At 46.8% G+C, this 21002-nt stretch carries 15 protein-coding genes; 4 read left to right on the top strand and 11 right to left on the bottom strand.

The window, feature by feature from the left end:
* Nucleotides 1-2: 2 nt before the first annotated feature.
* The gene (locus tag AQR02_RS29190) at nucleotides 3-794 is read right to left on the bottom strand and encodes an ABC-2 family transporter protein (RefSeq protein WP_054943820.1); all 792 of its coding nucleotides are present in this window, start codon (nucleotides 792-794) and stop codon (nucleotides 3-5) included.
* Nucleotides 791-1795 (bottom strand): ABC transporter ATP-binding protein, encoded by a 1005-nt coding sequence (locus tag AQR02_RS29185; protein WP_054943819.1) that lies wholly within the window; start codon nucleotides 1793-1795, stop codon nucleotides 791-793. Before AQR02_RS29185 ends, AQR02_RS29190 begins: the two co-directional genes overlap by 4 nt.
* A gap of 135 nt (nucleotides 1796-1930) precedes the next feature.
* Between AQR02_RS29185 and AQR02_RS29180 the strand changes: the two genes are divergently transcribed.
* Both AQR02_RS29180 and AQR02_RS35030 read left to right on the top strand, forming a co-directional pair.
* Nucleotides 1931-2932 (top strand): MerR family transcriptional regulator, encoded by a 1002-nt coding sequence (locus AQR02_RS29180; RefSeq protein ID WP_054943818.1) that lies wholly within the window; start codon nucleotides 1931-1933, stop codon nucleotides 2930-2932.
* Nucleotides 2933-3007: 75 nt separating this feature from the next.
* Nucleotides 3008-3118 carry a putative holin-like toxin gene (locus AQR02_RS35030; protein ID WP_342447505.1) on the top strand — a complete coding sequence of 37 codons (111 nt, stop codon included), beginning with the start codon at nucleotides 3008-3010 and terminating at the stop codon, nucleotides 3116-3118.
* A 137-nt stretch (nucleotides 3119-3255) separates the two neighbouring features.
* Here AQR02_RS35030 and AQR02_RS29175 read toward each other — a convergent pair whose 3' ends face one another.
* From AQR02_RS29175 to AQR02_RS29155, 5 genes are all read right to left on the bottom strand, one after another.
* Nucleotides 3256-4113 carry a formylglycine-generating enzyme family protein gene (locus AQR02_RS29175; protein WP_054943817.1) on the bottom strand — a complete coding sequence of 286 codons (858 nt, stop codon included), beginning with the start codon at nucleotides 4111-4113 and terminating at the stop codon, nucleotides 3256-3258.
* A 118-nt stretch (nucleotides 4114-4231) separates the two neighbouring features.
* The gene (locus AQR02_RS29170; protein ID WP_054943816.1) at nucleotides 4232-4867 is read right to left on the bottom strand and encodes a glycoside hydrolase family 11 protein; all 636 of its coding nucleotides are present in this window, start codon (nucleotides 4865-4867) and stop codon (nucleotides 4232-4234) included.
* A 516-nt stretch (nucleotides 4868-5383) separates the two neighbouring features.
* Nucleotides 5384-6136: a peroxide stress protein YaaA gene (gene yaaA / locus AQR02_RS29165; RefSeq protein WP_054943815.1), complete on the bottom strand. Its 753-nt coding sequence runs from the start codon at nucleotides 6134-6136 to the stop codon at nucleotides 5384-5386.
* A 181-nt stretch (nucleotides 6137-6317) separates the two neighbouring features.
* Nucleotides 6318-8480 (bottom strand): 1,3-beta-galactosyl-N-acetylhexosamine phosphorylase, encoded by a 2163-nt coding sequence (gene gnpA / locus AQR02_RS29160; protein ID WP_054943814.1) that lies wholly within the window; start codon nucleotides 8478-8480, stop codon nucleotides 6318-6320.
* A gap of 12 nt (nucleotides 8481-8492) precedes the next feature.
* A complete protein-coding gene (locus AQR02_RS29155) occupies nucleotides 8493-9512 on the bottom strand; it encodes a glycoside hydrolase family 88/105 protein (RefSeq protein WP_054943813.1) in 1020 nt (339 codons plus the stop codon).
* 429 nt (nucleotides 9513-9941) lie between these two features.
* Here AQR02_RS29155 and AQR02_RS29150 point away from each other — a divergent pair, with 429 nt between their 5' ends.
* Nucleotides 9942-10883: an AraC family transcriptional regulator gene (locus AQR02_RS29150; protein ID WP_054943812.1), complete on the top strand. Its 942-nt coding sequence runs from the start codon at nucleotides 9942-9944 to the stop codon at nucleotides 10881-10883.
* 360 nt (nucleotides 10884-11243) lie between these two features.
* On the opposite strand, the gene AQR02_RS29145 is transcribed toward AQR02_RS29150, so the two are convergent.
* From AQR02_RS29145 to AQR02_RS29130, 4 genes are all read right to left on the bottom strand, one after another.
* Nucleotides 11244-12410 (bottom strand): DUF4317 domain-containing protein, encoded by a 1167-nt coding sequence (locus AQR02_RS29145; protein WP_054943811.1) that lies wholly within the window; start codon nucleotides 12408-12410, stop codon nucleotides 11244-11246.
* Nucleotides 12411-12972: 562 nt separating this feature from the next.
* A complete protein-coding gene (locus tag AQR02_RS29140) occupies nucleotides 12973-16053 on the bottom strand; it encodes an EAL domain-containing protein (RefSeq protein ID WP_082452148.1) in 3081 nt (1026 codons plus the stop codon).
* Between the two features lie 212 nt (nucleotides 16054-16265).
* Nucleotides 16266-17453, bottom strand: coding sequence for an ABC transporter substrate-binding protein (locus tag AQR02_RS29135; RefSeq protein ID WP_054943809.1), 1188 nt, complete (start codon nucleotides 17451-17453; stop codon nucleotides 16266-16268).
* 177 nt (nucleotides 17454-17630) lie between these two features.
* Nucleotides 17631-19451 carry a GGDEF domain-containing protein gene (locus AQR02_RS29130; RefSeq protein ID WP_054943808.1) on the bottom strand — a complete coding sequence of 607 codons (1821 nt, stop codon included), beginning with the start codon at nucleotides 19449-19451 and terminating at the stop codon, nucleotides 17631-17633.
* A gap of 289 nt (nucleotides 19452-19740) precedes the next feature.
* On the opposite strand from AQR02_RS29130, the gene sstT reads away from it, so the two are divergent.
* Nucleotides 19741-20982 carry a serine/threonine transporter SstT gene (gene sstT / locus AQR02_RS29125; RefSeq protein ID WP_054943807.1) on the top strand — a complete coding sequence of 414 codons (1242 nt, stop codon included), beginning with the start codon at nucleotides 19741-19743 and terminating at the stop codon, nucleotides 20980-20982.
* Nucleotides 20983-21002 lie beyond the last annotated feature (20 nt).

The raw sequence follows: 21002 nt of genomic DNA, 5'->3' as shown, positions 1-21002 counted from the left end.
AGTCAGCCCCCTACCGCTGAATATTTTTTTTGACCGTAGCGGTTTATAACGTAATGCACAAGCACTAGAACAGCCGCCCAGATCAGCTGCATCATAAAGCCCTGAGCCAATTCCCGGCTTGACAGCGTTCCCATTAATGCTTCCACCGGGAAGGAAATCATGTAACGGTAGGGCAATATGTAGGTGAGATGGCTAAGCCTATCCGGAAACAGGGCAAGCGGAGCCACCTGTCCGCCAAAGAGAAAGATGAAGGTTTCGTTGACGTTCAATAGAGCGCCTGATTGCTGCGTCCAAAAAGCAAGAAGCGATAGGATATAAGCGAGCAAGAACCGAATCAGGAGTGCAAGCACCAGCGCCGCCAGGCCTGCAGCCAGGTGTGCAAATGTAAAGCTGACCTGTACACCGAATACAAATCCAACTACCACGACAACAGCTGCGACAAACGGAACACACACTATTTTGACTGCAGCCTCCTGTCCGATTGCCCCATAAATTAGCGGCAACGGGCGCACCAGTGCAGAGGATATAGAACCATTGTGTATAGCTTGAGCCGTTGACCAATGTGTCGTCGGATAGGTCATCTGATTGATGAGGATAAGGCACAGATAGTATAAAACAAAAGTATTTCTGTCATATCCTCCGATGGTGCCCGATGAGGCTGCCGTCACCCAAACCATCATATAGATGATTGGCCCTGTCATCCAGCCCACGGCAAGCGTCCAGAAGAAGGCCTTTTCCGACAAAAAGCTGAAGAGCTGCCCCCGAATCATTGCCATTCCCCCGCGGATATTCATACGGTAATCCCCTCCGCGTATATTTTGTCAATCACGGATTCGACCGGGGGATCCGCGATACCAAAATCAATCAGGGCATACCTGCTCATCAGCATTGCACTTGCTTTTACCGCATCCTCTTTGTTCACCCGAAGCGTATACTCATTGCCGTTACTTTCGATCAATTCTGCCGGAATCCCGCCCGTCTGGAGGCTATCCCCGCACAGCGGCGGATTCTCTTCCTCAAGGGTTAGCCGGATGATCCGGAACGGCGTGAGCTTATCCGTCAGGCTGGACAGCTTGCCATCATAAATCAGGTTCCCGCTGTTGATTAACAGAACTCTGGAGCAAAGGGAGGTGATATCCGACATATAATGACTGGTCAGAATAACCGTTGTGCCATATTTCTGATTGTATTCCTTCATATACTGCCTCAGCCTTAATTGCATCGTTACGTCCATCCCCAGCGTCGGCTCATCCAGATACAAAATTCCCGGCTTATGCAGAAGGGAAATCATAAATTCACACTTTGATCGTTCACCGAGCGAGAGGTTGCGTGCACGCTTGTTCATGAGGTCTCCCACATCGAACATTTCGGTGAGCTCTCCCAGATGCTTTTTGAAATCCTCTGCTGAGACTCCGTAGATCTCTTTGAAAATGTACATCGTATCATATACGGTGTTATTCCATTGTAATTGGCTACGATTTCCCATAAGCATGCTGATTTTCTTGAGATACTGGGACTTGCGCTGCCATGGGGTAAATCCCGCCGCCGTGACTTCGCCTGACGTGGGGTACAGCAGTCCGGACAGCATTTTGAGGGTTGTAGTCTTGCCTGCCCCATTCGGTCCGATGAAACCCACCATCTCCCCGCACTCTATGGTAAAGCTCACATTATCAACAGCCTTGACCTCGCTGAATTGCGGCCGGATCAGGCTGTGGACTGCCGAACGGAGTCCTGCCTTTCTGACCGGAACACGATAGGTTTTCGATAAATCCTTCACTTGGATATGATACGCCATAAGCTCCTCCTCCTTCTGATGTGAGGAGTGTAACACCAAGGGGGAAGGGTGGTGTTCAGTTGGAAGGTTAGGTTTGATAGCTGTTTATACATAAGATATAATGAATCCAGATTTCTTCCAGGAGGGTAATGCAGGATGGCGGAGCAGTGGGGACATTTCGATATGATTCTAGAATCTGCTATGAGCAGGAAAGGAATCGACAGCGGCAGGCTGGCCCAGCTTGCACAGGTTCAGAGAAGCCAGCTCCAGCTGTATATCACCAATGAGATTAAGCGGCCGGATCTTGGGGTGCTGGCCAGAATCTGCACAGCTCTTGGATGTGAGATCGGGGAGGTAATGAAGTATATTCCGCCCGAAGCCCACGCGAAGCCAAGACCGCTCCCCCAACAAGGGACCGGTCCGCTTTATACAACCGGGCAAATCGCACAGGAGCTGGGCGTACACCCCAATACGATCAGATTTTATGAAAAAATCGGGCTGCTCTCACCGGTAGAGCGCTCGAACAACCACTATCGTCAATTTACATACCGGCATCTTGTGCAGCTTCGGATTTGCAGATTAATCTTCGGCACCCCTTATACCAACCGCACCTTACGTAACACTGCTTTCGCGGTAACAACTGCGCTTAAATCATGGGACGTACCGCTCGCTTTAACTCATGCAACAGCCTATCAGCATCTGCTGGAGAATGAATACGCCTCTGCCCTGGAAACCGCATCACTGCTCAAGAATTGGACCGAAAAAAGGCAGCTGCCGTCCACAGGAAATGTATATAATCACAAGGAAGCTGCCTCTTTGCTGGGGGTCACACCGGAAGTATTACGCAACTGGGAGCGCAACGGGCTGATCGATATCCCGCGGGAACATAACCAGGCCCGGGTCTATGGGGATAACGAGCTGGCACGGCTCCGCATCATCTATATGCTCCGGCAAAATCATTACAGCATAGCCGCGATCCAGCGCAGCCTGCTCTTTTTTGACAGCGGCAACAGCGCCGGGGCCGTTCTTGCGCTCAATCAGCCCACAGCGGATTCTGAAATAGAATTTATCAGTGCAGGAGATCATTGGCTGGAGACTCTTGGTCATCTGTCTATAAGCGCCAATAAAATAAAACAAATTGTCATGGAGCTTCAGTAGAAGGCTCCAATTAGACACCACCCACACGTTAACACACTGTACGATAAAATATGATCTGCTCAGACTAAAACACTTATGCTCATGGAGGTTTATCAAGCGTTGTCATTGATGTTCAAGTTCGGCATGTTCATTATTGCTCTGCTGAACTACCTCAAAAAAGAAATAGACCTCCCTGGTCAAAGGTAATAAATGAAATCTATAGCGGCTTCCTATGTACAAATTGAAACCTGCATGTACAGTTTGTGCATCTAGGGGGATTTTTTGATATTTAAGGAGGCAACAGCAGAAGGCGAATTGCTTAGCACCTAGGCAGGATTATCACATTACTTACTGCGGAGCACACGGAACCCCTGATCAGGACCTATGCCGCTTCCCTCAAACTTGCCCCGGAAAGAGGACTCGTTATTATTGATGCCGCCAATCCAGCCCCCGCCCTTCACAACCCGGTAAGAACCTCCCGTACTATCCGATTCCCCGTACCAGTTCCAGCACCATTCCCTTACATTCCCCGACATATCGTAAAGCCCCAGCTCGTTTGGCTTCTTGATGCCGGCAGATTTCGTTGCATTATTGTTGTTTTCTATGATCGGCCAGTTCCATTCTCCGGATAAATATTGATCCCCGGCATTTCTCCAATACCAGGCGACATCATCGGCATTGTTGCTTCCGCTGTAGGTGTAGCTTTTGCTTAACTGGCCTCCGCCTGCAGCATACTCCCACTCCGCTTCTGTCGGCAGCCGGTAACCATTCACTGCCTCGTTGATCGTTACTGTCCACTTTATATTATCGTTGCTGCTCTTATTCTCCGGATCTTGTGTATCCTTGTTTATATTGTAGTACGGTTCCAGACCCTCTTGTATACTCCGGCGGTTACAGTACTCTACTGCATCATACCAGCTTACCATTTCTACCGGCAGATTACTGCCTTGGAAGTGCGAAGGGTTACTTCCCATAACCTCCATCCACTCTTGCTGTGTTACCTCATATGGGCTGATATAAAAATCCGCCAGGTTTACATTTTTCCCATAGTAATTGGACTTGGTGTTTATAAAGCTCCCGCCCTGGACGAATACCAGGCTATCCTTGAGTTCAGACTTTTCATTCTTATCAGGCTCTACCTGCGAACAAGCGGTGTTAAATCCTATGACGGCTATGATAAAGAAAATCAATAATTTTCTCATGGATAGATCCCCTTTAAGCAGAATGGAAAAGGTAAAAATATTAGGCCCCCGGCTGTGTGGCCGGCAGGCCCTGGTCATATCAATGAAACTATCTGCTGCCCTGCTGACAGCTGAACGGTTACCACACCGTTACGTTAGAACTCCCGCTGCTTTGATATCCCTCGGTCGCCAGCACCTGGTAAGCCCAGCTGCTGCCCAAATTCATCCCGTACTTCTTCCATGCATTCACGTGGTTTCCAAAAGTGATGGCAACATTACTTCCAGTCGCTCTCTTGGACTGGCGTACACTCCAGAACTGGGTGAAGGTTGCTGTTCCGTCTATGGAAGGGGCGTTGGTTCGTGTAGTTGTATAGATATCGTATGTGCCTCCATCACTGGTTACGGTCCCTTTATAGCTTCCGGTAGGTCTGTAAGTACCCCAGCTATCCACAACGTAGTATTCGATCAGGGAGTTTCTTGTCCATCCATAGAGAGTCAAATACCCGTTGCCGGACGGCGCCCAGACGCCTGCATTATAGTTAATGGTTCTAGTAGGTGATCCGGTAGTCCAACCTTTACCAACAACAAAATTCCCGGTATTTGACCAGTTCACACTGTAGTTTCCGCCAGATCCATTCGTAGCATTTACTGTCCCGCCGCCATCGGTCCAATTTTGCCAATAGTCTGTCGCTGCACTTGAAGTTCCTGCGAACAAGCTGAAACTCATTGAAGCTGCAAATAAGACCGTTAACACTTTCTTATTAAACTTTAACATACCCTTACCTCCTAAAATATTTTGTTGTTGGTTACTGTTTACCTGTACACTACTTACCGGGTGTTGCCACTTACTGCTCATCACTTACTGATCCATTTCCAAAAATTCGCTTCCGCCTCCTTTCCGAGTAAATTATAATTCGAAAGCGCTTACAATACAGTTAGCAAATTAAAGAATGAATCCCATTTTTTATAGGAGTTGTCCATCTAATTGGATAAATCGCACAATAAAAAACCGTCCTAAGAAAGGACGGCTCTGCAGTAGCGCAGCAAACGGGATGCTGGCAAATCTCTATTTACAGCTGAAACAATCTATGAAAAGACTGACCGCCACATTCTTTGTCATGATTATGGGCATCTCTCTGGCGATTGGCCTTAGGCCATCGGCTAATCCTGCAATCGTAAACCAGGCACATTGATCACTGTAGTAGAACGGGTACCAGATTCCACTACCGCATATCCTTTCGTAACCTACACCATTACTTTTAATTAATTCGAATGGATGTCCGTATCTATCCTACTTGCTCGTTTTTTGTATAAACACATAGGTGCTCTCAGTAGACAACTGATCTGCATATGCGAATTCTAATCCGCTAAAGCTCTTAATCTCCTCCACATGCCGGATTTGCCGTTCAGCCATGAAGCGCACCATCTCACCTCTGGCCATCTTGGCGAAAGTCGCTTTTTCAACTATCTTACCGCCGATTTCCTGCCCGAACACACAAGTAACCATCCGGACATCTTCGCCCAGATAAGGGGAGATACACTTGCTGTACTCCTTGGAGGCTAAATTCAAAATGCACTTACTCTCCGAGAATAGCTGATCCGCCAGTCTTCTGTTCCAAAACCCGTAAAGTGAATTGAATCCGGGCCCGGCCAGCTTGGCCTGCATTTCCAGTCTATAGGGAACCACCCCGTCAAACGGCCGGAGCATCCCGTAGAACCCGGACAATATCCGCAAATGCTCCTGCAGGTATTCCAGCTCCTCCATTTGCAGCACGCCCGGTGCCATATATCGATATTGAATCCCTTCGTAGGATAAGAGGGCCGGCGTCAAATTCCGGGTCAAATCCATATCCCGGATCCGCTCAAGATTCAGCGTGGCAATCGCATCGTTGCATTTCCATATGGCTTTTAGTTCCTCGTAGTTCAGTTGTTTCAAAGCGGCCAGCAGAGTTTCCGACTCGCTTAGAAATTGCGGCATCTGGCGTTCAGTAAAAATATCTGTGTCTGTCTTCATCTTTTTGGCAGGCGAAATAATGATTCTCATGATACTCCCTTTTCTAGCCCCCGCGGGGCAAATAAATGTCTCCTTATCCTATCATATTTCCGCTCTTATTGGCTTCTATCATCAGTACCAGCGGAGAGCAGGTCATAGCAAAAAGCTCAAGCACCGAGCATACAGCCGCGGGCTTGAGCTTGTCAAAAGTTATTATAGAGATTGGCTCCAGTTATTCACCGATTGTAGTAATCACTGTATCAAAAGGAGCCAATTCCAGTGTCTGCAGACCATACTCCGTCTCAACCGAAGTCTTCTGCGGCTCAGCGCTGTTGTTAATCACGACCAGAATCTTGCTCTCCGGATAATAAGCGCACTCTGTGTAGAGGTTGTCCGTGATGTACTTGTTGTCATTCAGCTCATTACCTGCATAGCGGATCAGGTTCAGCAGCAGTCTGGTATTCTCCAGATTGAATTCGAACGAAGGAAGGTAGATTCCCTTGCCTTTGCCGAAGGCATTCGTGGATAGTGTAATTCTGCCGCCAGCTTGCTGCAGTACTGAGGCCGCTCCATCGGTAAGATAGATACCTGGCTTGGCTTCAATGCTTGCCCCTTCAGGCAGCAGGCCGAGCTCATCCTTAGCTTCAAAAGCCCATCTGCCATGAACCACTCTGGCGCCGGTATCCTCATCCACACCAAGAACATGGGCCATCCGGAAGTAGGTGTCATATCCTTCAACGGCGGAAGGCTGGTTAACCCCGATGAACATGCCGCCTTCGTATACCCATTTGGTCAGAAGGTCTACAACCTTGCTGTCATTCCAGTGCTTACCGCCGCTCCAGGCTGAACCGGCTGCACCGGCATTGATTACAACATCAACGTTCTGCAGCACCCCCTGGCGGATATCCTCGAAGTCGATGAACTGCACTTCCACCGGCGATCCGGATAAGGCTTCATTGATATGAATCAGGTCATGCATGAATGTTTCATGGAAATGGCCGGACAGTGTCCATGATCTCAGCTTGCCCCAGCTGTGCAGAACCGCTACCTTGGTCTTCACCTGATACGGCTTGCCTTGGTTATGCAGCTCTTTAATCTCTCTGAACTCATCGGCAATTTTCTCAATGTAGTCACAGAAATCCGGGTAAGGCTCGACCAGATGCAGGTATCCGCCCAGGCCAATCCGGTCAATCGGCTCCCGGAGCAGCGCGCGCCGGATATTGATCCAGTATTTCTTGGCATCCAGGGTAGGGTCCCCGCCCTCCATAAAGGTAGGCGCACCGCCCAGGCCCACCGGGAACAAATAAGGATGCAGCCGGATCTCATGCGTGTCCACTTTTACCCCTGAACACATCCGTGCTTCATACCCCGAGAATACGCATTTGATCATCCCGTCGAAGCCAAACTCCTCAAACCGGTCATTATAAGGCTCCATGCCCACCCAGCTGTCATCATAGAAAACATACGCCAGTTTGCCGTGGTTATGTACAATGTCAATGAGCTGCTTGCTGAAGACGATCACAAAGTCATTAATAAAAGCCATCCAGTCGAGCTTGCGCTGCTCCGCCGGAATATGACTGACGCGATACTTCCCGCCGTTTACGAAATCCTCAGCTGTCAGCGAGTAGCCATATTTTTTGGCGAACATATCAAGTGCTCTGGCACTCACCGTGAAATCATAGGAACCCCAGTCCGAGAACAGATGGCGGTTGCGCTCACTGCTGCCCCAAATCCAGGCGAAATTATAGAATAACGAGGTAAAGCGGACAACGGTTGTTTCCTTATGCTCAGCGCACCAATTCTCCATCCAGTCCAGCATATACGCCTGCGTTTCCGGATACATGGGATCAATCTGCATTAGATGCTCTTTGTTCCAGTTATTCGTGGTGTGGTTGTACATGGAGATCTCTTCCCAGATCCGGTAGGCCATGAAGCTGACTGTGTATTTATGCCAAGGCACAATTCCGGTCAGGACCACATTCCCCGATTCGCGGTCATAATTCCACTGTTCTCTAGGGACTTCTTCCCCGGTCGTCCGGTCGATAACCTGCCAGTATTTGAACGCTTCTTTGGAATCATTGACTCTGAACTGTTCCGCGAAGAAATCCTCCATCAGATAGACGGATAAGTAATCCTGCACGGCTACCTTCGGATTCGTAATGAGAAAACACTGCTGCAGCTTATCCAGATTCTGCGATGCCCACTCATTGTGATCTCTAATGATACAGATCGTAGAATAAATCCCGTATCCTGCATTAATAATCTCATCGGACAACTTCGTACCGTCACTGTCACGGATAACATCGGCACCCCAGCGTTCCGCCAGTTCCAGGGTCAGTTTCTCATAACCGGATTCACCCGGCAGAGTAAAAGCTCCCTTAGTAGGTTTGACCAACTTGTTCCCCTCCTATTTAATCATGTCGGACAAGAAAGCAAGTGCTAAGCCTTGTCCCCAGCCCTGAATCCAGTCTTTAGGAATATTGCGGTACCCTTCGCGGTCCTTCATCACGGCTGTTCCGCCCGACACACCCAGCACCCGTCCATCTTCGCTGATATTCTCCAGGATGCCCTTTAGCGCTTTTTGCACATATTTGGTATGCAGCGGATTACCGTTATTGATCATCGCTGCGGCAATCCCGCAGGAGGCAGATACCTCTTCATAAGATTCCTCGTCATCCAGTACTGTCCGCCAAAGGCCGTTCTCTGTCTGCACAAGCTTCAGCGCCGCCAGCTGATCACGCAGCGAACACTCCACATCCATACACTGCGGATACAGATACCAGTCCTTCAGCAGCGGTTTTACCTGCGACATAGTATAAGCGCCCCAGGCATTTGCTCGGCCCCAGTACAATCCGGACATATGATCCTGCTTCACATTATTGTAGCCGTGGAACCAGAAGCCGGTGCTAGGGTCCTGCAGGTATTTGATATGCCAGTAATACTGATTCAAGGCATCCTTGATCATCGCCTGATCATTCAGCTTGCTTCCGACACGCAGCAGGAAAAAGGCCGCCATAAACAGCGTATCCGCCCAAGCCTGCTCCGGAAAATCATTGGCCACGGATACCGTATGCTGGAGCACATTGTCTCCGAACCTCAGCGCATGATTCTGGAGATAATCCACCTTGCTCATCACAATATCCCAATATTTCTGGTTGCCGGTCTCTTCGTACAACGTGATTAGCATATGGCCCATGGCACAGGTGTTGACCGTCCAGTCCGGCACGCCCAGCTCGATATATTCATCCGCCCACTGGATAAGCATATTCAGATAATCTTTATTTCCTGTAGTCTTATAAGCTCTTGAGACCCCATAATAAGCCACCCCGCAAGGCCAGTCCCATGTTAAGTCCATAGCCAATGTTTTGCGGGTGACCTTGTCAATTACCTTTAAAATCTGTTCTCTGTCATAATCCAATTGAAGCATTCCTATTCCCCTCTCGTCCGCACACGCCCCCAAAGGCGATTGAGAGCCGTCCGTCTTATTGTAAACGCTTTATAGTTTCTATTGTAAGCAGTATAATGGTATACATCTAGGCACATTCGCAGCAAAACTGCGCAATTTCGACTATTTATCCTTATAAAAGTAAATAGTACTAACTCTTTTGGGATGGGCCGTGACTACAGAGAATGTTTGGACTTCCGGCCGCTGTTGTCTTCAGATTTCTTGATTTAAATCGCCATTGGCGGTTGAAATCCGAAGACAAAGGCGGACGCTACGCTCCTACAGTTCCAAAATTCCCCTCCGCCACTTTTCCCTAAAGGTATAATTTCATACACAATATAAATAAGAGAACTTTTTGTCCATTACCTGTAAAGCAATTCTAATTAACGTAATGAGAACGGGAGATGAAATATGCCCAGAAAAAAGAAACCCGTTATCGAGTACCGCCACTACAGCCTGCCAATCAACTTCCCTGTCCTGCTGTTAAGCGGGGAGCGCTGGAGGATTTCCGATATCAAAAGCGAGCATCTGCATTTCCATAACCATTTGGAGATTGGCATTTGTTACTCAGATGGCGGGATTATGGAGATCAAGGGTGAAGCCGTCCCTTTTAAAGCCGGAGATGTCACGATTCTCCCCAGATATCTTCCCCATACCACGTACAGCTCGCCCGGTACCGCCAGTCTGTGGTCCTATCTTTTTTTCTCGCCGGAGGAGCTGTTTCAACCCTCTCTTAAAAGCGCCTACAGCAGCTTCGAGCCGAACCTGTGGCGGATACAGGGGAAGAACTGTATTCTGAACAAGGAGCAATATCCCAAGGTCCATTCTCTTGCCACATCGGTCGTAGAGGAGCTGAAGCAGCAGAATCCATACTATCAGGAAAGCGCCTACGGCTTATTGCTGTCTCTCTACATCGAGCTCCTTAGAATCCATTCCACGAATGAAACGCTGACTGAACAAGATACCGAGCATCATCTAAAAGGGGATTTTGTCATCTCTCCGGCGCTGGAGTATATCACCAAAAACTACATGACCCCCATCACCATCGATTACCTGGCCGAGCTATGCCACTTAAGCACCACCCATTTCCGCAGAAAATTCCATGAAATCATGGGCACGGCCCCCCTCGATTTCCTGAGCAGCACCCGCATTGAGGAGGCCTGCAAGCAGCTGAAAAGCACGGATGCTTCCATCCTTTCGATCTCCGAGCAGGCAGGCTTTCATTCCATCTCCAGCTTCAACCGCTGCTTCTCCCGGCTTATGGGCACATCGCCCAAGGAATGGCGTAAAGGGGCGCAATCCGAAGCGCAATCGGCGAAGGCATCGATCTTGGAGTTCACGGGTTGGGTGTGAGGAGCGGGGGGATTGTGAATGGACACAAAGATACGCTCCGGGGAAAATCCCGAAGCGTATCTTTGCAATTTACCTATTATCTAATTTATAATGTCCCTCTCAGTGATCATTGTGCCTGGCGATCTTCCCGATATTCACTATACCAGGCAGCCCGCCAAATTATCATCCACAATGCCCGTATCCCTCTCCTTATTCATTTCCCAAACCCTAGATAGTTACATCCATTCTAGCAAAAAATAAACACACTCATATTAGAAACTTATCCCTTTTGGGAAATACTTGGATTCGATCAAAAAAGAACCCCCATGGTATTGCGTTTATCGCAATAACAGTGGGGGTTAATGATTTTATGAAAATGTACTACAAAATTTCCGTACTTAGCGTAAAGCCCTCGATCACAACATCCTCGTCAACCTCGATCATGATGCAGCGTTTCCCCTGATAGTTCACCTGCTTCAAATACCTTAGATCCTGCGGGCTGACGGAAATGGTCGCCACCTTGGTCTCGATCTTAATCGACTTGGTCGTAAATTTCGGAATCACGCTGCTTGCCTTCATTTCGTAGTTCCTGTCGTCGATGATCGTTTCGAACGCCAGCTCCACCTTCTCTGCAGTCACGTTCTCTACGCCGCTCACCTTAAGGACGCGTTCCACATCCTTGAAATCCAGCGTAGGCGGCTCTTCCTCTCCTGCGGCATCTTCGATAACCTGCTGGATCTGCTCATACACCTGGGCAATGGTCGTCGTATCGAGCTGTTCGCCTGCCAATTCCTTCACGATGTCCTCGAAGTAGGCCCGCTCTTCCAGCGCAGTCACTGAGGTCTCTGCATTCAAGACCTGCTCAATGAAGTGCGGATCCGGAAAATTAGATTTTCCCGTACAATATAGGATGCGGTTCACATCCGAATAGTTGTCCGTCACACTTGGATAAAAGAATCCCTGCTCCGGGGAGCTGAGCTTAACAATCGGATCGACGATGACATTATACTTGAACTCCCGCTCTACATAATCGAACATGAGGTTTTTACGCTGCTGTTCCGTAGAATTCACGCTGCACAGGATAAATTGATGCGCAAATGTCTCGTTCTTCTCACTCTCTTCCGCTTCATCATTTCTGGCCTTAGTCGGCCGGTGATACTGCCCGCGGACGAAGGTAATCACCGTGTCCTTCTCATATTTGGTATCGGCCAGCATCTTATCGACCAGCATCAGCATCAGGTCCTGCCATTCCTCCGGATCACCTGTCACCAGGCCTTGGTGAAGCATGACCTTTGTCGGCTCCTCAGCTTCCTCCTGAAACTTCAGCTCAAACAGCTTATGGTCAAGCTCTCCGGTCAGCAGTTTTTTGAAGTTGCCCATATAGAGCTCCTGCTTCTCTCTATCCACCATACCAAACGGCAGGCGCTCCCAATGATAAACCTCGCTGCTGTCCTTCATAATATAGACGTTAAGGATATCGTATAGGCTCAGCAAATCATGATCCAGCTTAAACTGCTTGCGTATGTGCGCTACTTCTTTTTTATTCATAATGGATTCGGGGCTCCTTCAATAAGTTATGACTCTATCCAGTATAAAGGATGGGGACGAATTTTTCTAAGTATCTTGCAGCGTAAAAAATACCCATAGCAGATCGCTACGGGTATTCACCAGGGAGCCTTTCTCCGGTTTAGGAGAGTGCCGAAGTTAATCGTCTAACTACTCAGCTGTTGTAGGAGCCGGGATACTTCATGATATTCATCGTGTTATATTGTATATTCAGATAGAAACTGCCTTGGGTTACTTCTATTTTTGAAAGGATTGATGTACATGGGGATGCTAAACAAGTAGTTTTAGAAACAAACAGGCTCCTGTTGAGACGTTACAAAAAAGAGGACGCAGAATCTATTTTCCAGGTAGTAAGTCAACGTCAAATCGCAGAGACAACGATTATGCTCCCCCACCCTTATCCAAGACAAACCGTTGATTGGTGGATAAGCTTTGTAAATGAGAATTTTGAAAAGGGTACGGCATATGAATTGGGGTAATGTTCAGAGTGGCTGAATCGTCAAGCCTAGGCAAAAGAAAACAGAGGGGCCTAAGCCCCTCTTTATTATTTCTTTATCAAAATCCCCTCTACCTCTGACGCTGGCATAGGTTTATAGAAGTAATACCCTTGGATCTCATCGCATTTATATTCCTTAAAGAACTCAAACTGCGGTGCGGTTTCCACCCCTTCGGCAATTACCTGAAGCTCTAAGTTTTTGGCGAGCTGAATGATCGTCTTAGCTATGGCTTCATCCTTATTCCCTGTGGAAATACCGCGTACAAACTGCATGTCAATTTTGATCCGGTCTACAGGCAATGTCTTTAATCGGCTTAAGGAGGAGTATCCGGACCCGAAATCATCAATGGAAATGTTCACTCCCAGCGCCTTCAACTCATGAAGCACATGGACAATCTCGTCCTCCCCGTCAGCTGCAGCACTTTCAGTGATTTCCAACTCAAGATATTTGGCTTCGAGGCCCGTTTCATTTAGTATGCCGCCAACAAGGCTGAGCAGATTCCGCTCCTGGAACTGTACAACCGATAGGTTCACTGCCATGCGTATGGGTGGTAGCCCCATCACCTGCCACTCTTTAATCTGCCGGCATGCTGTCTCGAGAACCCACCGGCCAATCGGGATAATCAGCCCGGTCTGCTCTGCCAGGGGGATAAAGGTAGCCGGTGATATCATGCCTAACTCCGGGTTATTCCAACGGATCAAGGCCTCAAGCCCCACGATTTCCCGGGTTGAAACACTCACTTGCGGCTGGTAGTGCAGCATGAATTCATTTCTTTCCAGTGCCCTGTAGAGGCTGTTTGTCAGTAGCGTTTTTTGGAGCACCTCTTCTTTCATCGCTGGTGAGCATAAGGTGTACTGGTTCTTTCCCTTTTCCTTCGAGGCGTACATCGCCAGATCGGCATTCTTAATCAATTCCTCTGTACTTTCACCGTCTGCTGGATATACTGCAATCCCTGCACTGGCGGTTATGAAAAACTCCTGGCCTTTGACAATCACGGGCTGAATGATCGACCTCATCATTTCTCCGGCAATCTTCCTAACGTCCTCTACCCGGTCTATTCCAGTAAGCTTGATCAAAAATTCATCTCCGCCAAAACGTGACACCATATCATGTTCCCGCAAACAACCGGATAGTCTGGCTGCCACTTGTTGCAGCATCTCATCTCCGCCCAGGTGGCCTATAGTGTCATTCACGGATTTGAAAGAATCCAGATCAATGAAAAGCACACCAATGAGCTTGCCGGTTCCCCTGGCTAGACGGATCGCCTGTTCCAGCTGTTTTTTAAACAAGGCATGGTTAGGAAATCCTGTCAAAGCGTCATAATACGCCATGTAACTGATCTCTTTTTCAGCCTCCACTTTTACAAGCGCATCTGTCAATAAGTTGGCCAGGATTCTCAGCAGCTCCTGATGATTTACCCCTAAGGATTTCACCGCCTTGACGGATGCGAAGAACAGAATCCCCATAATGTCGCCTTTATTTCTTACCGTAATGGAGATCAGCGACTTCATCTGATGAGACTTGAACATCTCTATTTCTTCTCTGGCTTCTGGCGGCAGCATCTCCACGTCTATTACATTTACCAGGTCACTGTTTAACATCTCGTTCATCCACCATGGGAATGTATCGCGGGTCAGCTTAGGAATCATGTCTATCGCGGATTCAACGCCTTCGTTGCACCATTCAAAGGTTTGTTGTTGTTCAGTTAAATGAACGAAAAAAGTCCGGTCTACCTGAAAGTGCCTTCCGCTCAGCTCTAACAGTTCATAGATTTTCTCATCCAGGTTGGATTCGGTAACCTTAACAAAATCACCGGAAATTTGAGAAACCATCTTCTGAAACCTGATTTGTGCTTCATTTTCCTCTAGACGCTGGAGGTAGACCCGGTTGACAAAATAGGCCAGCCAAAGAGTGATGCTTAAGATCCCAATCCTTGCAAGATGATCCGAACCATCAACCGGGACCATTGCACTCGGTACTTTCACCCAAATAAATATTTGTGTAGTCAGAATTGAAATACCTATCCAAAAGATCATCAGCCGCTTGTTGAACAGAACCGACAGCATCACAATAATGAAGGGTGCCGCCCATACGGTAATACTGGAAGAATTCATGAAGTTGACCGCGATCAGGAGGATGGACGCAAGCATGATAAGAATGAAGAAATATTCTTTAAAATCTGCTTTAATCGGTAGAATTCTAATAATCGTCAATAACGCCCCTATAGCAAAAAAGAAAAAACTGAATAATAAAACAGCGTGGAGATGGGGAGCTTTCTGATTGAAAAAATACTGTGCCGCGAAATTTAACATGCCACCAATGATGGACACAAAGGACATGATTTTTATAAATCTGTCCAAGTTGACTTCACTCAATATTTTCCCCGGCTCCGCCCGGTCACTCTTCTCCATACTCATTAGCCCATACCGTTTAATGGCATAGAAGATAGCTGTAGTAGGCAGAAGCAGAATAAAAGGTGCCATTTGGATGAATTTAAATGTTGTATAGGCGTTAACAATCACATCTGTCAGGGTTGCTAATATCGAGGCTATGGCACATGAAGACATAAACAGATAAGCCAGCTTTTTCTTTACCGGGTCTTCCGTCTTTCTTCCCCAATTCCAGAGCAGCAATAATACTGCCAGGATAAAACTTACGTAATACAAGTTGAAATAAATATTTTCCCAGCCGTTCGTTGAAACATTAGCCCAACCCATTGGAGTATTCATTAGATTGTACTGCCTGCTGGCTGTATCACTATAACCAAAAACAATAACATTCACCACCGCTGGAAGGTACAGCAGCACATAAAGCCATTTGCTTTTCAGTATTGTATTTCTCTCCGTCAGAATGAGACAAGAATGCAGCAGTAGGCTATAAACGGTTCCCCAACCTAGCGAAGTCAACCGGCGCCAAAAAATCGCCGTCTCATAGTCCGGAGCTGAATTAGAGATAGAGAAACCAAATGCCCATACGGAAAGGGTTAGAAAAATCAGTGAAAAGACCCTATTTAACCTGTTTTTAGCGTTGATGGACAAAGTATATAGTCCCAAAATGAAATAAATAGCAAACGCAATAAAAAAAACCAAAGAAAAAACAGATGCTAATGACAATGTTGGCCCCTCCATTTGTCCCCTGCAGATAATGCTAGTCAGAGCGAAACCTTAAGTATTATGACTACACCTATATTTCGGTAAAAATATGAGGTTCTATTAACAGACTGAGAATATTCAGTGTGGCGGGAAGTATTGGCCCCTTGGGGTGAATATCCACACTATATTAATTCAACAAAAAAGAGGGGTTCATCCCCCTCTTTGTTATGTCGCCAATATACTCCGTCTCACGGGTCTGCCAGTATATCCTTTAAGCTTTGAATTTCTTGCTCAAGCCCACTGGTAATATCCTGCTCGATGGCGTGGGCTAAATCCTGTGCCGATAAAGAATGCTCGTAAAAGTGCTCATTCCAGGTTTGCCAAAGGATTTGATTGGATTCTTCATCGATCGGGGTCAGCTTACCTTCTGGCACTTGGTCTAACAAACGATATTGCAGCAATCCTGTCTTTTGGCCGCCAAAATAGGGGTCACCCGGATCAAGTTCAGGATGGAGTTGCATACTTTTCAACCGCTCTACAGATGTTCTTTGGTTCTCGGTAAGTAACTGCGCAACAGCCCATGCAGCAGATTTATTCGTTGATCTGGAAGAGACGGCAATCAGGTCTTGATAGCTGAGCGCATTTATGCCAAAAGGCAAAGCAGTCATTCTCCATTGACCAGCCATATCAGGAGCGATTCTTTTGAGTTCTTCCGCATAATACACCCCTGCATAAAACATCACTGTCTTATTGTCTTTAATCCCGATTTTACCAGAGTCTATATAAATATTACTGGATGAGGCCAGCCCATATTTTTCAATCTCCCATCCCGTTTCCAGGGCGTTCACCAGTTGATTCCTGTCGAAGGAGTAGTTCATATTCTTGTCAAAAAAGGTTGAACCCGCAGTCACAAGAGTAAGCGGCTCGCTTACCCATGGTATGATCCATTGGTTGCCTGATTTGAGAGATTTGGCTGCATGCAGCCAGTTCGCATGGTCCACCATGTAGTCAGCAAGATCTTCAGGCCGTGAAGGGAGATTCGCTTGCTCAAAAACATCATAGCGGTAAAAAGTGACCATCGGATCTACCGCCAGCGGAAGGGCCAGCAGCTTTTGTTCATCAAATGAACGATAGGAGCTTCTTAATGGGCCCGGAAATTCATCAAGTAACGGGTCAGCGAAGTAAGGGGCTTTACTCAAATCCTCGAATAGGTCGATCTCGCTAAAATGCCCGAGCCAGGAGCCTTTTAGAATAAACAGGTCGACACTGTCTTCGGCAAAGGATTGAAGATACGCATGAACAGCTTTATCAGCAGGTATAGTCTTGTAGGTAATATCCACATCAGGATAACGCGAACGGATTAGAGCTTTCTCTGTATCCCCTATTTCATAATGTGACCATAACGTGAGCGGACCGGACACTTTCGTCAGATCCACAGAGGGTGCTTGGCCCGACGGACCTTCATTGGTTAGTCCAGGCTTTGGTCCGTTCTTGGAAAGGGGCTGACTAGAAGTACAGCCAACCTGTACAACCAGCAAGAGGATGAGCGTTATCGTTAGAAATATTCTTCTACTGTATATATCATTGTTAGAGTTCATTTCGTTACACCTGACCTATTGATCTGACTTATGCCTAAACAATGCGTACTGATTACGTCCATTTAATTTAGCTTCATACATAGCGGTATCTGCGTGTTTGATGAGCTCGTCCAGTGTATCCCCATGATCGGGATAATGAGCGATGCCAATGCTGCAGGCTGCATGTAGCACGGTATTCTGCAACTTAACAGGTTGTGCAAGCACATTCAGTAACCGTTCAGCCATGGAGGCAGCATCGCCAACCTGATCTATGGTCATCAGAATAACAAATTCATCTCCGCTAATCCGAAAGGCACGAAGCTGATCCGTATTGTCATGAGGCAGGCGATTGGAGAATTCCCTGAGTAACTGATCTCCGACATCATGACCGTAAGTATCATTCACTTCCTTGAAGCGGTCCAGATCAATGAAGAGAAGAGCAAACTTCTCTCCAGCGTGCGGGCTCTGCGTATACTCCCTTAGCCTTTGCTCTGCAGCCGTTCTAAAAAATAACCGATTAGGAAGTCCTGTTAAGGAATCGAAGTAAGCCAGATGATGCACTTGTGTAAACATACTCTCCAATTTACGGGATACATTCAGGAAGTTCTCAACCAGAATCGATATTTCCTTAATCCGGCTATCCAGCCAACTGATTTGTACACCGCCCGCAATTTTCTCCGGCATGCTTGTTGTGGTCTCTGTGAGTTGGAATAACGGTTTGAAGAAAATATAATTGAACAGCAGGCTTAAAATAAGCACAGACGTTACGATAAAAAAGATTACCCACAATTGCGACTGATATTGAGCAACCAGATCTAACAGATAAGGAGACAAAGGTGTCATTAACACGATGTCTAATGCCTCTTGGTTCGGGAGAGCGACCTCTTTCTCCGTAACGATATAAGCATCCTTGTGTCTTAACAGGCTGGAATGGTACTCACCGTCAGGAAGCCAAGTAGCTAAATCATCCCGATGATTTAATACCTCTCCCCCCCTTTTCCATTCATAATGACTACTCTGGATTGGAAATGTTGAAATTAACAGGCGTTTTTCCTTATCCAGCACAACGACATCGGTTTGTGACCGTTCAGTAATTTGTTGCAATTCTGTTTCCATCATTTTTTTCTGCAGGCTGCTGTTGAGTCTAAGGGCCAGCATTTGCGAATCAGACAAGCCGCTGATTACCCTCTCCACCTGGACGGCTTCGATATTGAACTGCTGCGCGATATTATTATACATTTGATCTTCTTCTTTATGAGTAGAGAAGGCTATATACAGCAGAAAAGGCAGGATCATTACGGACAACGAAAGGTGAACCATCAGCCTGCTAAAGGAAAAGGTTTTCCGTTTGTTCAGGTGAACGATTCCCGTAAACGAAAACGGGATATAGGCTGCCAGTATATCTGCGAGAACGACGCTAAAAAATCCAGCCAAGATCTGAATTTGCAGCTGCACTAGGTCTAACGAATTCAGTGTCCCTTGGCTCAGAAAATAATAAGTCAGGTTAACGGGGCATCCTATGATCAACCAATAGGCCGCATCTAATGAAATCATTTTTTGTAAACGCTTTTGGAATAAGAAGCCAACGAATAGAAGCTCGGTAAGATCCAACAAGAGATACAGAAGGTCCCCATCGCCAAAGAAAAAGGAAGTGGTATACGTGATAACCCCCGCTAATACGGCTCTACCAAATCCATACCACCCCAAAATGACAAACAGGATCAGCTTGGCACCCGTAGCAGTGATTCCGATAAAAAGACTTATTTGATCCAGCACAGCCCACTGTGTGAGGAGAATCAATAGCAGGTATACAAGATTTGAAAGCGTTGTCTTTTTTACTGAATCTTTGCTAATCATATTTGCCATCTCCTATAGTTTGACACGAAGTAACAACGTGATGTGTTGAACCTCTATAATATTCGATAAGAATGGACAGATTCCTTTATTGTTTTAAGACAGCATTCTCATAAACGGGCTGGCCACTAGTGAATAATTACGCACAGTTATTTCCACTCTCACACAACCGGTAAGTTTCATGATAAACTAGGCTAAATATAATTGCCTTAACATAGTAAAGCAGCTATGCATCAACATAGTAAAGCGACTAGGCTTAGTTATATTTCCATATTGATACCGGAGGGAATACATGAACGCATTATTGCTCAAGTGGAACCAAGTAAGCCTAGTAAAACGAATATTTATGGGAATTATAGCTGGTATTGTCCTGGCTTTAGCCATTCCCAATGCAACAGGGATCACCATTTTCGGTTCCTTATTTGTATCTGCCTTAAAGGCCGTTGCACCCTTATTGGTCCTGCTCTTAGTAATGACAGCTATCTCCCAGCACAAAAAAGGCCGCCAGACGAATATGAAGTCCATTCTGGCTCTTTATGGTTTAAGTACGTTTTTGGCGGGGTTGCTTGCGGTTATTGCCAGTTTTGTATTTCCAGTGACCTTGTCGCTGGTAACGGGAGCCAATGACCTGACTCCACCTGATGGAATTTTAGAAGTGCTTAAGACGTTGCTGTTCAACGTTGTTGACAACCCGGTAAACGCCCTCATGAATGGTAATTATATCGGTATCCTGACTTGGGCTATCCTTCTTGGAGTTGCTCTAAAAAATGCCAACGATAGTACTAAAAACTTGCTTTCTAATTTCTCGGATGCCGTCTCACAAATCGTCAAATGGGTGATTAATCTGGCACCTCTGGGCATCATGGGACTTGTGTTTGATTCCATTACAGCCAACGGGCTTTCATCCCTGCAGGATTACGGCAAACTGCTTCTTGTTCTTATTGGATGTATGCTATTTATGGCGCTTGTGGTTAATCCATTGATCGTCTATCTGAATATTCGCAGAAACCCTTATCCGCTTGTTCTTCATTGCCTGAAGGAGAGCGGGATTACCGCATTCTTCACCCGCAGCTCAGCTGCTAACATTCCGGTCAACATGAGCTTATGTGAAGAAATGAAGCTGGATAAAGATACGTATTCAGTGTCCATTCCATTAGGGGCTACGATTAATATGGCGGGTGCAGCGATTACGATTTCCGTCTTGACCCTCGCTGCTGTCCATACTGTTGGCATTGATGTGGATTTTGGTACAGCGCTGATTCTAAGCATCTTATCGGCTGTAGCTGCTGCAGGTGCCTCCGGTGTTGCCGGCGGGTCGCTCTTATTAATTCCTCTGGCATGCAGCATCTTCGGCATTCCGAATGATATAGCGATTCAGGTCGTTGGTGTAGGTTTTATTATTGGCGTGCTGCAGGACTCTTGTGAAACGGCCCTTAATTCATCTTCTGACTTACTCTTCACCGCAACAGCCGAATATGCCAAAAAACGTAAAGAAGGCAAGGAATTCGAGATTCACACGAGAAAAAGTGCATAAGAACCAAGATCAACAAAAGC

The sequence above is a fragment of the Paenibacillus ihuae genome (assembly GCF_001368795.1).
Taxonomy (GTDB): Bacteria; Bacillota; Bacilli; order Paenibacillales; family Paenibacillaceae; genus Paenibacillus_AQ; species Paenibacillus_AQ ihuae.
Note: the sequence above shows the minus strand (reverse complement) of the source record. Positions and strands in the feature narration are given on the sequence as shown.

Coding starts and splice junctions, on each gene's coding strand:
- AQR02_RS29155 (WP_054943813.1), bottom strand. CDS start 9,512: ATGCTTCAATTGGATTATGACAGAGAACAGATTTTAAAGGTAATTGAC.
- yaaA (WP_054943815.1), bottom strand. CDS start 6,136: ATGAGAATCATTATTTCGCCTGCCAAAAAGATGAAGACAGACACAGAT.
- AQR02_RS29145 (WP_054943811.1), bottom strand. CDS start 12,410: ATGAATAAAAAAGAAGTAGCGCACATACGCAAGCAGTTTAAGCTGGAT.
- AQR02_RS29140 (WP_082452148.1), bottom strand. CDS start 16,053: ATGGAGGGGCCAACATTGTCATTAGCATCTGTTTTTTCTTTGGTTTTT.
- AQR02_RS29170 (WP_054943816.1), bottom strand. CDS start 4,867: ATGTTAAAGTTTAATAAGAAAGTGTTAACGGTCTTATTTGCAGCTTCA.
- AQR02_RS29185 (WP_054943819.1), bottom strand. CDS start 1,795: ATGGCGTATCATATCCAAGTGAAGGATTTATCGAAAACCTATCGTGTT.
- AQR02_RS29175 (WP_054943817.1), bottom strand. CDS start 4,113: ATGAGAAAATTATTGATTTTCTTTATCATAGCCGTCATAGGATTTAAC.
- AQR02_RS29130 (WP_054943808.1), bottom strand. CDS start 19,451: ATGATTAGCAAAGATTCAGTAAAAAAGACAACGCTTTCAAATCTTGTA.
- AQR02_RS29180 (WP_054943818.1), top strand. CDS start 1,931: ATGGCGGAGCAGTGGGGACATTTCGATATGATTCTAGAATCTGCTATG.
- AQR02_RS29150 (WP_054943812.1), top strand. CDS start 9,942: ATGCCCAGAAAAAAGAAACCCGTTATCGAGTACCGCCACTACAGCCTG.
- sstT (WP_054943807.1), top strand. CDS start 19,741: ATGAACGCATTATTGCTCAAGTGGAACCAAGTAAGCCTAGTAAAACGA.
- AQR02_RS35030 (WP_342447505.1), top strand. CDS start 3,008: ATGCTCATGGAGGTTTATCAAGCGTTGTCATTGATGTTCAAGTTCGGC.
- AQR02_RS29190 (WP_054943820.1), bottom strand. CDS start 794: ATGAATATCCGCGGGGGAATGGCAATGATTCGGGGGCAGCTCTTCAGC.